Annotated in this window: 13 protein-coding genes; 11 read left to right on the top strand and 2 right to left on the bottom strand. The window is 41.6% G+C overall.

The genetic code is table 11. The features are described from left to right. Positions 1 to 91: 91 nt before the first annotated feature. Positions 92 to 913, top strand: a complete 822-nt coding sequence (locus BACCOP_RS12655; RefSeq protein ID WP_007569674.1) for an exodeoxyribonuclease X C-terminal domain-containing protein — start codon at positions 92 to 94, stop codon at positions 911 to 913. On the opposite strand, the gene BACCOP_RS12650 is transcribed toward BACCOP_RS12655, so the two are convergent. Then, positions 880 to 1,299 carry a 2-amino-4-hydroxy-6-hydroxymethyldihydropteridine diphosphokinase gene (locus BACCOP_RS12650; RefSeq protein ID WP_007569672.1) on the bottom strand — a complete coding sequence of 140 codons (420 nt, stop codon included), beginning with the start codon at positions 1,297 to 1,299 and terminating at the stop codon, positions 880 to 882. The two genes, BACCOP_RS12655 and BACCOP_RS12650, sit on opposite strands and share 34 nt — an antisense overlap. Positions 1,300 to 1,370: 71 nt before the next feature. Here BACCOP_RS12650 and kdsB point away from each other — a divergent pair, with 71 nt between their 5' ends. The 4 genes from kdsB (at position 1,371) to BACCOP_RS12630 (ending at position 5,397) form a co-directional block, all read left to right on the top strand. After that, positions 1,371 to 2,132, top strand: a complete 762-nt coding sequence (kdsB, locus tag BACCOP_RS12645) for a 3-deoxy-manno-octulosonate cytidylyltransferase (RefSeq protein ID WP_007569670.1) — start codon at positions 1,371 to 1,373, stop codon at positions 2,130 to 2,132. Then, entirely contained in the window at positions 2,132 to 3,421 is a 1,290-nt protein-coding gene (locus BACCOP_RS12640) for a M16 family metallopeptidase (protein ID WP_007569669.1), read from the top strand. Before kdsB ends, BACCOP_RS12640 begins: the two co-directional genes overlap by 1 nt. Before the next feature lie 66 nt (positions 3,422 to 3,487). Further along, the gene (locus BACCOP_RS12635; RefSeq protein WP_022126493.1) at positions 3,488 to 4,609 is read left to right on the top strand and encodes an MORN repeat-containing protein; all 1,122 of its coding nucleotides are present in this window, start codon (positions 3,488 to 3,490) and stop codon (positions 4,607 to 4,609) included. Then, entirely contained in the window at positions 4,609 to 5,397 is a 789-nt protein-coding gene (locus BACCOP_RS12630) for an inositol monophosphatase family protein (RefSeq protein ID WP_007569667.1), read from the top strand. Before BACCOP_RS12635 ends, BACCOP_RS12630 begins: the two co-directional genes overlap by 1 nt. 165 nt (positions 5,398 to 5,562) lie before the next feature. On the opposite strand, the gene BACCOP_RS12625 is transcribed toward BACCOP_RS12630, so the two are convergent. Then, positions 5,563 to 6,849, bottom strand: a complete 1,287-nt coding sequence (locus tag BACCOP_RS12625) for an IS1380-like element IS615 family transposase (protein WP_007567149.1) — start codon at positions 6,847 to 6,849, stop codon at positions 5,563 to 5,565. A 215-nt stretch (positions 6,850 to 7,064) separates the two neighbouring features. On the opposite strand from BACCOP_RS12625, the gene BACCOP_RS12620 reads away from it, so the two are divergent. The 6 genes from BACCOP_RS12620 (at position 7,065) to BACCOP_RS12595 (ending at position 13,929) form a co-directional block, all read left to right on the top strand. Continuing rightward, on the top strand, positions 7,065 to 7,730 hold the full coding sequence (locus tag BACCOP_RS12620; protein ID WP_007569665.1) for a DUF2461 domain-containing protein: 666 nt from the start codon (positions 7,065 to 7,067) through the stop codon (positions 7,728 to 7,730). Between the two features lie 43 nt (positions 7,731 to 7,773). Beyond that, positions 7,774 to 8,217, top strand: a complete 444-nt coding sequence (locus BACCOP_RS12615; protein ID WP_007569663.1) for a YhcH/YjgK/YiaL family protein — start codon at positions 7,774 to 7,776, stop codon at positions 8,215 to 8,217. Between the two features lie 16 nt (positions 8,218 to 8,233). After that, positions 8,234 to 10,243 (top strand): alpha amylase C-terminal domain-containing protein, encoded by a 2,010-nt coding sequence (locus BACCOP_RS12610; protein ID WP_007569661.1) that lies wholly within the window; start codon positions 8,234 to 8,236, stop codon positions 10,241 to 10,243. Positions 10,244 to 10,248: 5 nt separating this feature from the next. Beyond that, the gene (locus tag BACCOP_RS12605; protein ID WP_007569659.1) at positions 10,249 to 11,400 is read left to right on the top strand and encodes a DUF6057 family protein; all 1,152 of its coding nucleotides are present in this window, start codon (positions 10,249 to 10,251) and stop codon (positions 11,398 to 11,400) included. Between the two features lie 109 nt (positions 11,401 to 11,509). Next, positions 11,510 to 13,000 (top strand): proline--tRNA ligase, encoded by a 1,491-nt coding sequence (gene proS / locus BACCOP_RS12600; RefSeq protein ID WP_007569657.1) that lies wholly within the window; start codon positions 11,510 to 11,512, stop codon positions 12,998 to 13,000. 110 nt (positions 13,001 to 13,110) lie between these two features. Then, positions 13,111 to 13,929 carry an MBL fold metallo-hydrolase gene (locus tag BACCOP_RS12595; protein WP_007569655.1) on the top strand — a complete coding sequence of 273 codons (819 nt, stop codon included), beginning with the start codon at positions 13,111 to 13,113 and terminating at the stop codon, positions 13,927 to 13,929. Positions 13,930 to 13,940: the final 11 nt, after the last annotated feature.

Raw genomic sequence — 13,940 nt, 5'->3', positions numbered from 1 at the left:
ATATGGGCATGTTTTTTTATAGTCTTCCAACTTTGGATTTTCGGATTATTTTCTGTATCTTGCAGAAACTTGTAAAAGAAGGAGGATTGTCATGGATCGTAATCTCACATTATACCAACTATCTCCTGAACTGGCAGCTAAAGTTTTCGATCGGATCGAATCTTTCAATCGTGGAAGAATGCCTAAAGATGGTAAATATGTAATCAGTATGCCGACTCTTTATCGCCCTTATTATGGATTTTGGCGAATCTTTTCAGATGATAAAACCCCACTATTCGTACGTACACTTGCTGTAACATTCGACGCAGCAGCAGAACGAGCCTTCGCCTTACTCCAAAACTGTAATATACCTCTTGACGTACAAGACAACAGCGTTTTTGAAAGTTACTACGGACAATCAGACGACATTATTCCATTTGGCAAGTATCGTGGCAAACGTTTAGCTGAAATCTTCTATGTGGACCCATCTTACATCCTTTGGTTAGCAAATAAATTTACTGTAGAAACAAAACGGTATGAACCATTAGTATTATTGGCTAAAAAATTTGCCAAAGTACATTTTGAACTGACCGTACAGAAAAGACATATTTCTTCGGTAAGCCATTATATCGGTGAGATAGGAGAAAAGTTGAAAGATATGTTCCTCACAGTCTTGAATGTTCGTTTACAGGTTGATACATACAAAGCTGACTTTTACGTAGACCAAAACGTATTGGCTGCCGACCGTGACGGAAACCGTTTTACATTTTTCATAAAAGCTGGCGGACGTAGCCAGACACCTAAAGCATTAAGTTGTCACAGTCGCAAAATAACTCAGCACGAAGTACTGCATCTAGCATCAGCAAAGGTCATGTCACATTACGAAAGCAAGGGTGTGCATTACACACGACTGGGATATGTAAAACTGGTATAATCGGCCTGTTCCGACAGAGTGTTCAAGGCTTGTTTCACATAGTTTTTCTCCATGTCAGCAGGTTTTATAACCTCCATGTCAAACACAAGCAGATCGATATCCAGAGGAATGATTCCCTTCTGTTTGCCTTCTGGGGTTCTGCCACATTTCCTTTCTATGTCCTTAAATAATATTTTTATATCCTCGAAGCCCATATCTGTTTCAACGACAGCAGCCCGGTTCAAATAAGAAGTTGTCGTTTCTGTACCTTCCGGGGCAGTTTCTACTATTTCTCCCCACCGCATCTTAGGAAACAAATCTGACAGGATTTCCTCCGCCCAATTCATATGATGTTCACTCTCTGTATTCGACCCCAAACAAATGATGCAACGATGCTTAGTTTTCATATTTATGAAGTTTTGACTACAAAAATAGATTTTTTTTGTAAATTTGCGTACTAATAAAAAGTACAAATACCATGAAATTTATTGGAATAATTCCTGCTAGATATGCTTCTACACGTTTTCCAGCAAAGCCATTGGCTATGCTAGGAGGGAAAACTGTAATTCAAAGAGTCTATGAACAAGTATCTGGAATTCTGGATGAAGCATACGTAGCGATCGATGATGAGCGAATAGAAAGTGCCGTCAAAGCTTTTGGTGGCAAAGTTGTTATGACTTCTGTCAATCATAAAAGTGGTACAGACCGCTGTTATGAAGCCTATTGCAAAGTAGGCAGCGGTTACGATGTTATTGTAAACATTCAGGGTGACGAACCTTTCATACAGCGCTCGCAACTGGAAGCTGTCAAAGCATGTTTTAATGATGAATCTACACAGATTGCAACCTTGGTAAAACCCTTTACCGTTGATGACGGATTTGAAGCATTAGAAAATGTCAATTCTCCGAAGGTTGTAGTCGATAAAAATATGAATGCACTGTATTTCAGCCGTTCTATTATTCCATATCAACGTAACAAAGAAAAGGCAGAATGGCTGCAAGGACATACCTATTACAAACATATCGGTCTATATGCATACCGGGCTGCTGTTCTGAAAGAAATTACAGCTCTGCCACAGTCTTCTCTGGAACAAGCAGAGTCATTAGAACAATTACGTTGGCTGGAAAATGGTTATACCATCAAAGTCGGTATCAGTGAAGTGGAAACCATTGGAATAGATACTCCGCAGGATTTAGCTCGTGCGGAAAAATTCCTGCTTGAACATAAAGAAATAAAGTGATGACTCTTGACAGAACAATAGCTCCCCCAATACGCCAGATAGACCATTTTTCTATTTCTACTCCCGAACGTACAATCATGCCAAACGGAACGCCACTGAATATCATTCAAGTTGGCAGCGAGGATGTTGTGCGTCTGGATTTGCTCATAAAAGGCGGGCAATGGAATCAGACACAACCTTTACTGGCTATGTTTACCAACCGCATGCTGCGCGAAGGAACTCGGTCTTTGTCGTCATCACAAATTGCTGAAAAGCTGGACTATTATGGCGCATGGCTTGACTTATCATCATCGGTAAACTATGGTTTTGTGACACTATATTCATTAGGTAAGTATTTCCCAAAAACAATTGAAATATTAGCCTCGATGGTTAAAGAACCGGTCTTTCCGGAAAAAGAATTATCGGTTGTAGTAGACGTAAACAAACAACAGTTTCTTGTCAACGCCCAGCGTGTTGACGTAATGGCTCGCAAACGTCTGAATCGTGCACTTTTCGGACTGTCACACCCATTAGGACGATATGCTGAACTGGAAGATTACGATCGTATTAACAGCGAAGTATTAAAAGGTTTTTACCATCAGTATTACCATTCAGGCAACTGCTCTGTTTACGTCTCAGGTAAAGTTTCTCCAGAAGTTATACATTGCATAAAGCAACACTTCGGCGAAAGCGATTGGGGAGACACTACCCGAAAAATAAAAAACGAAACTTTTGTTCCTACAACAGAAGATTGCAAACGCATTTTTGTAGAAAAAGAGGATGCTTTGCAAAGTTCTATAAAGATAGGTACATTTTCTATAAACCAACAACATCCTGACTATTTGAAGCTGCGTGTACTGGTTACGCTGTTCGGAGGGTATTTTGGTAGCCGTCTGATGTCGAATATCCGTGAAGATAAAGGATATACCTATGGTATCGGCGCCGGTCTTGTCAATTATCCCAATACAGGTGTATTAGGCATCAGTACAGAAGCTGCAAACGAATATGTAGAACCTCTCATCGCTGAAGTCTATAAAGAAATGGATATTTTATGTTCAGAGAAAGTTTCAGACGAAGAGCTGGATATGGTACGCAATTACATGCTGGGTGATATGTGTCGTTCATACGAAAGTGCCTTTTCTTTATCAGATGCTTGGATATTCATCGAAACGTCTGGTTTGAAAAATGATTTTTTCGATCATACATTAAAAGCTATCCGTGAAGTAACATCGGATGAGCTTCAAGCACTGGCACAAAAGTATTTCTGTAAAGAAAACTTAATAGCGGTTGTCGCAGGTAAAATAGTGTAATGATTTTATATTCTCTTTACAGAAAACACTAATTTTGAACATTCAAATAAAACGAAAAAGATAATAATGACTAGACATACATATTTATTGTTTGCATTGATGACATTTGGAAGCTTGTCCGTTTCTGCTCAAATGTCATTGGGATATTACAAATTTAAAGATGGAGCAGAATATACTGGAGAGTTGAAAGGACGTCGTCCAAATGGAAAAGGCAAAACAGTTTTTAAGAATGGAGATACATACGAAGGTGAGTATGTAAAAGGAAAACGTGAAGGAGAGGGTACATATATATTCAGTGATGGAGAAAAATATGTAGGACATTGGTATCAGGACCAGCAACACGGTCAAGGAACCTACTACTTCATGAACAACAACCGTTATGAAGGAATGTGGTATCAAGACTTTCAGGAAGGTGAGGGTACAATGTACTATTATAACGGCGATTTATATGTAGGCATGTGGCACCAAGACAAGCGAAACGGCCATGGAACATATACATGGAAAGGAGGTGCCAAATACGAAGGTGAATGGACCAACGATCTGAAGAATGGCAAAGGTGTCATGACATGGGAAGACGGTTCAAAATACGAAGGAGAATGGAAAAATGGCGAACGCCACGGGAAAGGAACATTTTATTACACCAATGGCGATAAATATATCGGAGATTGGGTAAAAGATGTACAGCATGGAAAAGGTATTTACTATTTTCAAAACGGCGAACGCTATGAAGGTGACTACGCAGACGGAGAACGTACCGGAAAAGGAATCTATGTTTACCCCAACGGAGATAAATACGTCGGCCAGTTCAAAAACGGATGGCAGGAAGGAACCGGTACATTTACCTGGCAGAACGGAGCTGTATATGAAGGCGAATGGGTAAAGAACCAGCGATCGGGCAAAGGCCATTATAAATGGGGAAATGGCGATGAATATGAAGGCCAGTGGAAAGACAATATGGCAGAAGGAGAAGGCGTACTACGTATGCAAGATGGATCTGTCTACACCGGTCATTTTTCTCGTGGCAAAGAAGATGGCAAAGGAACTATCGTAAGCAAAGACGGAGTCCGCTTTGAAGGATTCTTCAAGCAAGGAAAAAAGGATGGTCCTTTTGTCGAAACAGACAGTAACGGAAAAATAATTCGTCAGGGAACATTCCGCAGTGGCAGACTTTTAGAGGAGAAAAAATAATGCTAAACCTATCGGAACTAACAGATAAAGTACGTGCTCTTGCGATTGAGGCAGGGGATTTTATTCGTGAAGAAAGAAAAAAATTCCATCGCGAGGCAATCGAAAAAAAACATGCACACGACTATGTGTCATACGTAGACAAAGAGTCGGAAAAAAAGATTGTAACCCGTCTAAAAGAATTACTTCCCGAGGCTGGTTTCATAGCAGAAGAAGGCAGTGGCACATTAAACGACGAGCAATATTGCTGGCTGGTCGATCCTTTGGACGGAACAACCAATTTCATTCATGACAATGCTCCGTATTGCGTGAGCATTGCCCTGAGAAGTAAAAAAGAATTATTACTAGGCGTCGTATATGAAATCTGCCGGAATGAATGTTTCTGGACATATAAAGGTGCTCCTTCTTATCTGAATGGCAATGAAATTCATGTATCTGCCATATCCAATTTAGATGACTCGTTTATAGCTCTTGGCTTCCCTTATGCAACAGAAGAATATAAGCCAATGGCCAACCATTTGGTAAATACACTCTACGGGAATGTAGCAGGACTGCGGCTTATGGGAGCTGCGGCTGTAGAATTGTGTTATATTGCAGCAGGAAGGTTCGAAGCACGTATCGAAGCTTTTATTGGTCCATGGGATATCGCTGCAGGAACAATTATTCTGCAAAATGCCGGAGGTATGATTACAGACTTCAAGGGAGGAGATTCTTATTCCTCTGGTTCGCAGGTTCTGGCTTCAAACGGAAGAATCCATCGAGATTTGTTGAATATAATTGATAATCCTTAAATCCGCAACTCCATTCCCGAAGTGCTACCTACATAAAGAGAAATGGACTTTTGATTCGTAAGATAACCATTAAGTCCTCGCGTCCGTTTCAATGCGCATACCATCCCCTTACCCCATAAAGCGACTTGAGGCAATACGCAATCAGTGGCCATCAAGTGATGTAAATCATCCGGAAGAAGTTTTGAAGGCTTCTGCATATGCATGGTTGTCGGTGTAGATATTCAGCACACATTGCCTTGCGGTCTTAATCCACTTGGCAGGTACTGAAATGAATTTGAAGACAAACGTCTTGATACGGCTGGTTTCCTTGAGCCCGAACTTCTTCACTTCAATCCTTTGCATGATGGCCTTGTAGAAATTGCGTATCAGTGCCGTCAGGAGCAGGAACACGGTATTTTCCGCCATGAAGGATTTAGGCAGTCTGTCCCATCCAAACCCATTGTTCATGTCATCAAAGACGCGTTCCTTGCCACCGCGCATGTTATAGAACTCCACGATGTCCCTCATGGATGATTCGTAATCGTTGGTCAGGATGCAGCGGTATGTATATTCCCCCTCCCACAGGTCCGGTCCACTGCCCATGCGTCTCTGTCTCTGGATTACCAGGCGATACGGTTTGCCCTTCCACTTCTCAACGAGAATGGAGTTCAACTCAAACACGATGCCGTTTATCTCTTCCTTCTTCCACCCTCTGAGCGCGAAGATGTCATCATAGAGCGAGCAGCAGCGGTTGGCGCGTATGTAGAATGTCCTGCAATGCTTCCTGACCTCATCCACAATGTCTTCAGAGCATGAGCCGCAGTCGGCCCTGAAGCGTTTGACTGTCAGCTTCTTCTCTTCAAGTCTCTCCAAAATCCTCTTTAGCGTGTCCTTCTGGTGAAAGCGTACATTGGTGTTGCCGTCGCTGTTCTCTATGCCGACAATCATGTCGCCGATAACGGCCACACCGGACCTGTAACCAAGAAATTTCTTGTACGTGGGCTTTGCATCGTACTTCTCCGCCTCAATGAACTGGTGGTCAAAGTCAACGTCATACTCCCCGCCCTCTTTCAACTGCCCTGTGGACAACAGGCAATTCAGGAGCAATGTGTTGAGTGTGTCTGCCGTATTGAAATCATAGGACTTTCCGGCATCAGACGTGTATGAGATGTTTTCCCGGGTCAGTTCGTTTATTGCCCTAAGGATGGTGTCGGCGCTACAGGTGCGGAGTGTGGGGTGAAGGGAAAGATGACTCATTAAGTGGGCGGTGACATCCTCAACGCAAGAACCGCCGCAGAAGTAAACGCATAGGAGGGAGCGGATGATTTCGCTGTATTGATAACCATAGAGTTTGCATCTCAACCCAAGTGTTGAGTCAATTGTAGAGGAGAGAAGGGAGGTAAATTGCTCCATGATTGGAAATATGCCTCCAAAAGGAGTGAGTCTTTCGGATTTTATTGCTACCTTTGCCATGCCTGTTGCGGTTTTCTTTGTCTTTGGATTCGCAACACTAAGGTAAGTGAAAACGCTGACATGGCAAAAACCTGGGCAACAAAATGTTGCTCAGGAACTTATAAAAATAATTATCAATTATGTTGCGGAATTAAGGATAATCTATAAAATACTCACGTTTTATTCGATTTATCAAAATATATTTTGTATGTTTGTGTTACAAAAAAGGGAAGGACATGAATATACCAGAAATATTAGATTTTCTGAAACGCTTGTCAGAGAATAATACCCGTGAATGGTTTCAGGAACATAAAAATGAATATCAAAACGCACAAAGCAGTTTTGAAAATTTATTAGCGGATATCATTGCGCGTATTTCATTATTCGATGAAAGTATATCTCATGTTCGTCCTCATGATTGTACATATCGTATTTATCGGGATGTCCGCTTTTCGGCAGACAAATCTCCTTATAAGAATCACATAGGAGGATATATTAACGCACGTGGGAAAAAATCGAACCACTGCGGATATTACGTACATCTGCAACCTGGCAACTGTATGCTGGCAGGAGGAAGCTGGTGTATGCCGTCCAATATGCTTAAAGCTGTCCGGCAGTCGGTTGTAGATAACATAGAGGAATACCGTGCTATTGTAGAGGATCCTGATTTTAAAAAATATTTTCCGGTAATAGGAGAGGAACACTTAAAAACCTTGCCTAAAGGATTCCCAAAAGATTTTCCTTATCCGGAATATATAAAATGTAAAGATTACACTGTTGCTTATTCCATTCCTGATTCTTTTTTTGATGATCCTTGTTTTATAGAAGAAATTATAAACGTATTCAGGCAACTGAAGCGTTTTGCCGATTTTACAAATTATACAATCGATGATTTTGAATAACAAACATTTTCATATAAATTAAAACCACAAAATTGTTACTACTATGGTAATAGATAAATTAGAAAATCTTGAGAAATATGTTTCTCTGAATCCACTATTTGCACAGGCTGTGGAATTTTTGAAAACTACAGACTTAAACGCACACGAAATAGGTAAGGTCGTCTTAAAAGAGGGTGAGCTTATCGTTAATTTTGCTCAAGCACGACCCAAAACTAAGGAAGAAGCAAAACTTGAAACTCATAATAACTTCATAGATATTCAGATTCCTTTGTCGGGAGTTGAAACAATGGGATATACTCCGCGCACAGACCTTCCGGAAGAAGAATACAATGCAGAAAAAGACATCACTTTCTACAAAGGATTTGCAAAAGATTATCTGACTATTACACCGGGTATGTTTGCCATATTCTTTCCACAAGACGGACACGCTCCTGGCGTAACTCCAGACGGCGTGAAAAAAGTCATAGTAAAAGTTCGGGCATATTAATATAAACTCTAATACTATGGATGAAGTATTGAATATCATTAAAAATGATCCTTGGCTTGAGCCTTACAAAGAGGCTATTACAGGCAGACATCAGCATGCAATTAATAAGGAAAAAGAATTAATCGGCAAGAAAACACTGTCCGGCTTTGCTACCGGACATCTTTATTTTGGCATGCATCGCACAGAAAAAGGTTGGACTTTCCGTGAATGGGCTCCTAATGCTACTGAAATTTATCTGATAGGTGATTTCAATGGATGGCAGGAACAAGCCAAGTATAAATTGAAAAGAGTCAAGAATACAGGTAACTGGGAAATCAATCTTCGGGAAAATGCGATAAAGCATGGAGATTTATATAAGCTGAAAGTTTATTGGGAAGGAGGTTGCGGAGAACGTATTCCTGCATGGGCAACACGTGTCGTTCAAGACGACCAGACTAAAATTTTCAGTGCACAGGTCTGGAATCCTGATAAACCTTACAAATTCAAGAAAAAAGTTTTTGTACCGAATGTGTCACCTTTAATGATTTATGAGTGTCATATTGGTATGGCGCAGGATGCCGAAAAAGTGGGGACTTACAACGAATTCCGTGAAAACATCCTTCCACGCATAGCCAAGGACGGCTATAACTGCATTCAGATTATGGCTATTCAAGAGCATCCCTATTATGGAAGTTTCGGTTATCATGTATCAAGCTTCTTTGCTCCATCATCCAGATTTGGTACGCCCGAAGAGCTGAAACAGCTTATTGATACAGCTCATCAGATGGGAATTGCCGTAATTATGGACATCGTTCATTCGCATGCGGTAAAGAACGAAATGGAAGGTTTAGGTAACCTGGCTGGTGATCCTTGCCAATATTTCTATCAGGGAGATCGCCGTGAACATCCGGCATGGGATTCATTGTGTTTCGATTACGGTAAGAACGAAGTTATTCATTTCTTACTCTCTAACTGTAAATACTGGTTGGAAGAATTCCACTTCGATGGTTTCCGTTTCGATGGTGTAACATCTATGCTTTATTACAGCCACGGACTGGGAGAAGCATTCTGTAACTATGGCGATTACTTTAATGGTCATCAAGATGACAATGCCATTTGCTATCTGACACTTGCCAACAAGCTGATACATCAGGTTAATCCTCGTGCCATTACAATTGCCGAAGAAGTTTCAGGTATGCCGGGACTTGCCGCACTTTTCAACGACGGAGGTTACGGCTTCGACTATCGTATGGCGATGAACATTCCTGATTATTGGATAAAAATTATCAAGGAACGTCGTGATGAAGACTGGAAGCCTTCTAGCCTGTTCTGGGAAGTAACCAATCGCCGTAAAGACGAAAAAACAATCTCTTACTGCGAAAGTCACGACCAGGCTTTGGTAGGCGACAAGACTATCATTTTCCGTCTGATTGATGCAGATATGTACTGGCACTTCAAGAAAGGTGATGAAAATGGAGTCGTACAGCGCGGTATAGCATTGCACAAAATGATTCGTCTGCTCACAGCTTCTACTATCAACGGCGGTTATCTGAACTTTATGGGAAATGAATTCGGTCATCCGGAATGGATCGACTTCCCGCGTGAAGGTAACGGATGGTCATATAAATACGCTCGCCGCCAATGGAATCTGGTAGACAATAAAGAATTGTGTTATCACTACCTGGGTGACTTTGACGAAGCAATGGTTCATCTTATTGAAGGAGTCAAGAATATACAGAAGAGCGATGTCGTAGAAATATGGCACAATGACGGAGATCAGATTCTGGCATATCGCCGTAAAGACTTAGTATTTGTATTCAACTTTAATCCGACCCGTTCGTTCACAGACTACGGTTTCCTTGTTCCACGAGGTGAGTACCATGTAGTATTGAACACAGACAGTAAAGAGTTCGGCGGATTTGGGTTTGCAGACGATTCAGTAGCCCATTTTACGTGTGCCGATCCATTATATGCTAAAGAAAAGAAAGAATGGCTTAAGCTGTATATACCTGCCCGTTCGGCAGTAGTGTTGAAACGCCAGAAGTAACGTTTATGAATGAATATATCCATAAGAACTATAAGAAAGCCGCACGCATACAAACCGCCGTGTGCGGCTTTCTTTTTTCTATTTTCAGTTTTATCTATCTTTATGTATTTCAGTGTGATGTATTAGAAGCCTTACACTTCTCACTGGCACACGGCAAAACTCATTTTGCCCCTTTACCTAGTGCCATAATCATTACCCTGATTTTGCTATTATTACGCTGGGGAGTCAATAGCCTGTTAGGCTTGAAAGGAGAGGTCCGTGCTTTGTCGTATTTCCCTTCTTGCCTTATATTGGGAGTTCTTACTGATGTAGGAAGAACTGTTTACATGTCCGACTACCACACTTCATGGGGATGGCTGCTGCCTCTGATATTACTGATATATTTTTTAGTTACTTTCTGGTTACGAAGGGTTTTCCGTGTACAATTGAATGTAGAAAGTAGTCCGATGACGCTGATGAACAGCAATCTGATTATACTGTTGGTGTTTATTATCATGACTATACTAATAGGCAACAGCAACCGCACTTTTCATCGTGAACTGGAAGCCGAACATTATCTTCGTAATCATCAATACAATGAAGTGCTGAAAATAGGCCAACATTCTACAGAAGCAAGCCGGACACTTACCGTATTGCGTAGCATTGCAATGTCGCATGCCGGAACTTTGGGAGAAAAGCTCTTTGAGTATCCGCAATATTATAAAACCGACGGATTGTTCTTTGCAAACGATTCGTCTTCTGTTCTCCGCTATACAAACGACTCTATTTACTATTTGCTGGGAGTGCGTCCGTATAACGGTGAAGACCGCATGGAGTTCCTGCATAACATTTGCTACAAAGGCACAGGGAAATCGACTTCACTCGATTATTTTCTATCGGCTTTACTTCTTGAAAAACGACTTGACACTTTTGCAACTGCCATTACCGATTTCTGTGAATCTGATGAAGAATTTGCCCGATACTATAAAGAAGCTATACTTATATATAAGGACAGTCACCCCGATTATCAGATTCAGATTACAGACAGTGCAATGATCCAGCATTACACTGACTACAAAATCCGCCGTAAGGAATCTGGTCCACTCGTCCAGGGAAGCAACCTGATGCGTAGAGAATTTGGTGATACATACTGGTGGTATTTCGATTATCAGAACTAAAAACGCCCTGATTATTTAAATGAATAATAGTTTTTGTAGGCTATCAATGTCTTTTTTACTAATTTTGCATCTCTGAAAAGCGATATAAAAGATAATAACAACATAAATTATGGCAAAAGAATTAAAAGACCTCACCAAAAGAAGTGAGAACTATTCACAATGGTACAATGATTTGGTAGTAAAAGCCGATTTGGCAGAGCAGTCACCAGTACGTGGATGTATGGTCATCAAACCTTACGGATACGCCATCTGGGAAAAAATGCAACGCATATTGGACGATATGTTCAAAGCAACCGGACACGTAAATGCATACTTCCCGTTGCTTATCCCGAAATCATACCTGAGCCGTGAAGCAGAACATGTCGAAGGTTTTGCCAAAGAGTGTGCCGTAGTAACTCACTACCGTTTGAAAAACGCAGAAGATGGTTCTGGAGTTATTGTCGACCCTGCAGCTAAACTGGAAGAAGAACTGATTATCCGTCCGACTTCAGAAACAATCATCTGGAGTACATATAAAAACTGGATTAACTCATACCGTGACCTGCCTATCTTGTGCAACCAGTGGGCAAACGTAATGCGCTGGGAAATGCGTACACGTCTGTTCCTGCGTACTGCCGAATTCTTGTGGCAGGAAGGTCACACAGCACATGCTACTCGTGAAGAAGCTGAAGCTGAAGCACAGAAAATGTTGCATGTATATGGTGATTTCGCAGAAAAATACATGGCAGTACCTGTTATCAAAGGTGTTAAATCGGCTAATGAACGTTTTGCCGGAGCACTTGATACTTACACTATCGAAGGTTTGATGCAAGACGGAAAAGCACTTCAGTGTGGTACTTCTCACTTCCTCGGACAGAACTTTGCTAAAGCATTCAATGTACAGTTTGTCGACAAAAACAACAAGCTGGATTATGTATGGGCTACTTCATGGGGAGTTTCTACTCGTCTGATGGGTGCATTGATTATGACTCACTCTGACGATAACGGTCTGGTTCTTCCTCCACATTTGGCTCCGATACAGGTAGTCATCGTTCCTATCTACAAGAACGACGAACAACTGAAACAAATCGATGCGAAAGTAGAAGGTATCGTAACCAAGTTGCGTGAAATGGGAATCTCTGTTAAGTACGATAATGCTGACAACAAACGTCCGGGATTCAAGTTTGCTGATTACGAACTGAAAGGTGTTCCTGTACGTCTTGTCATGGGAGGACGTGATCTGGAAAACAATACAATGGAAATCATGCGCCGCGATACACTGGAAAAAGAAACTCGTTCTTGCGATGGTATCGAAGAATATGTAAAGAACCTGCTTGAAGAAATACAGGAAAATATTTACCAGAAAGCATTGAAGTACCGCAACGAACACATCGTAAAAGTAAACACTTACGATGAGTTTAAGGAACAAATTGAAAAGGGTGGATTCATTCTGGCTCACTGGGATGGTACAACTGAAACAGAAGAACGTATCAAGGAAGAAACCAAAGCTACTATCCGCTGTCTTCCGTTCGAAGCAGACGAAGAAAGTCTTACTCCGGGCGTAGATATGGTAACAGGCAAACCGTCGGCTCGCCGCGTATTGTTTGCACGTGCATATTAATTTCAGGTAATTCAACCTTATTATAATTCGGAGCAACAAGTATCTGGGCTGACAGAAGAAAGCCGATATTTGTTGCTCTTTTTTTATCATAATCAACTGTCAAGAAGCTTATGGAAACAAATGAAACAACGGAACTTGTCATGCTGGGAACGGGAAATGCTGCGGTTACCCAGTGCTATAATACCTGCTTTGCCTTGCGTCATCCGAACAAAACCCTGCTGGTCGATGCCGGAGGAGGAAACGGAATACTTATCCAACTAGAGAAAGCAGGCATACCACTGACCGATATTCATGCCATGTTCATTACCCATGCACATACCGATCATATATTAGGAGCCGTATGGGTGGTACGTGTCGTCGCTCAGCTTATGCAGGCTGGAAAATATGAAGGTACGTTCCACGTATATGGACACGACAAAGCCATACAAGCACTCGACTGGATTTGCCGCATGACACTTCCTGCCAAAATTGTAGCTCGGCTGGGAAATGGCATCGAACTACATATCGTCGACAACGGAATGTGTTTCGAAGCCGGAGGCTTCACCCTGCAGTGCTTCGACATAGCCTCAACCAAAGAAAAACAATATGGTTTCAGTACAATACTTCCCGATGGGAAAAAACTGGTATGTCTTGGTGATGAACCTTATAATGAATTGAATCACGACTACGTAATGGGAGCCGACTGGTTGTTATGTGAGGCTTTCTGTCTGTACGACGACCGTGAACGCTTCAAGCCTTACGAAAAGCATCATAGTACAGCTCTCGATGCCGGACGACTCGCTTCGAAACTGGATGTAAAGAATCTGCTGCTCTATCACACGGAGGACAAGACACTCGCTACCCGAAAAGAGCGATATACCGCTGAAGCACAACAGGAGTTTACTGGCTGCGTCTATGTTCCCGATGATTTGGAAAAGATTATTCTGTGAAATAAGAGCAT

It is taken from the genome of Phocaeicola coprocola DSM 17136, from assembly GCF_000154845.1.
Classification (GTDB): domain Bacteria; phylum Bacteroidota; class Bacteroidia; order Bacteroidales; family Bacteroidaceae; genus Phocaeicola; species Phocaeicola coprocola.
The sequence above is the reverse complement of the archived record's forward strand: the minus strand, read 5'-3'. Positions and strand labels throughout refer to the sequence as shown.

Excerpts from the sequence above, each read along its gene's own strand:
- BACCOP_RS12655 (WP_007569674.1), top strand. The coding sequence starts at position 92 with ATGGATCGTAATCTCACATTATACCAACTATCTCCTGAACTGGCAGCT.
- BACCOP_RS12650 (WP_007569672.1), bottom strand. The coding sequence starts at position 1,299 with ATGAAAACTAAGCATCGTTGCATCATTTGTTTGGGGTCGAATACAGAG.
- kdsB (WP_007569670.1), top strand. The coding sequence starts at position 1,371 with ATGAAATTTATTGGAATAATTCCTGCTAGATATGCTTCTACACGTTTT.
- BACCOP_RS12640 (WP_007569669.1), top strand. The coding sequence starts at position 2,132 with ATGACTCTTGACAGAACAATAGCTCCCCCAATACGCCAGATAGACCAT.
- BACCOP_RS12635 (WP_022126493.1), top strand. The coding sequence starts at position 3,488 with ATGACTAGACATACATATTTATTGTTTGCATTGATGACATTTGGAAGC.
- BACCOP_RS12630 (WP_007569667.1), top strand. The coding sequence starts at position 4,609 with ATGCTAAACCTATCGGAACTAACAGATAAAGTACGTGCTCTTGCGATT.
- BACCOP_RS12625 (WP_007567149.1), bottom strand. The coding sequence starts at position 6,849 with ATGGCAAAGGTAGCAATAAAATCCGAAAGACTCACTCCTTTTGGAGGC.
- BACCOP_RS12620 (WP_007569665.1), top strand. The coding sequence starts at position 7,065 with ATGAATATACCAGAAATATTAGATTTTCTGAAACGCTTGTCAGAGAAT.
- BACCOP_RS12615 (WP_007569663.1), top strand. The coding sequence starts at position 7,774 with ATGGTAATAGATAAATTAGAAAATCTTGAGAAATATGTTTCTCTGAAT.
- BACCOP_RS12610 (WP_007569661.1), top strand. The coding sequence starts at position 8,234 with ATGGATGAAGTATTGAATATCATTAAAAATGATCCTTGGCTTGAGCCT.
- BACCOP_RS12605 (WP_007569659.1), top strand. The coding sequence starts at position 10,249 with ATGAATGAATATATCCATAAGAACTATAAGAAAGCCGCACGCATACAA.
- proS (WP_007569657.1), top strand. The coding sequence starts at position 11,510 with ATGGCAAAAGAATTAAAAGACCTCACCAAAAGAAGTGAGAACTATTCA.
- BACCOP_RS12595 (WP_007569655.1), top strand. The coding sequence starts at position 13,111 with ATGGAAACAAATGAAACAACGGAACTTGTCATGCTGGGAACGGGAAAT.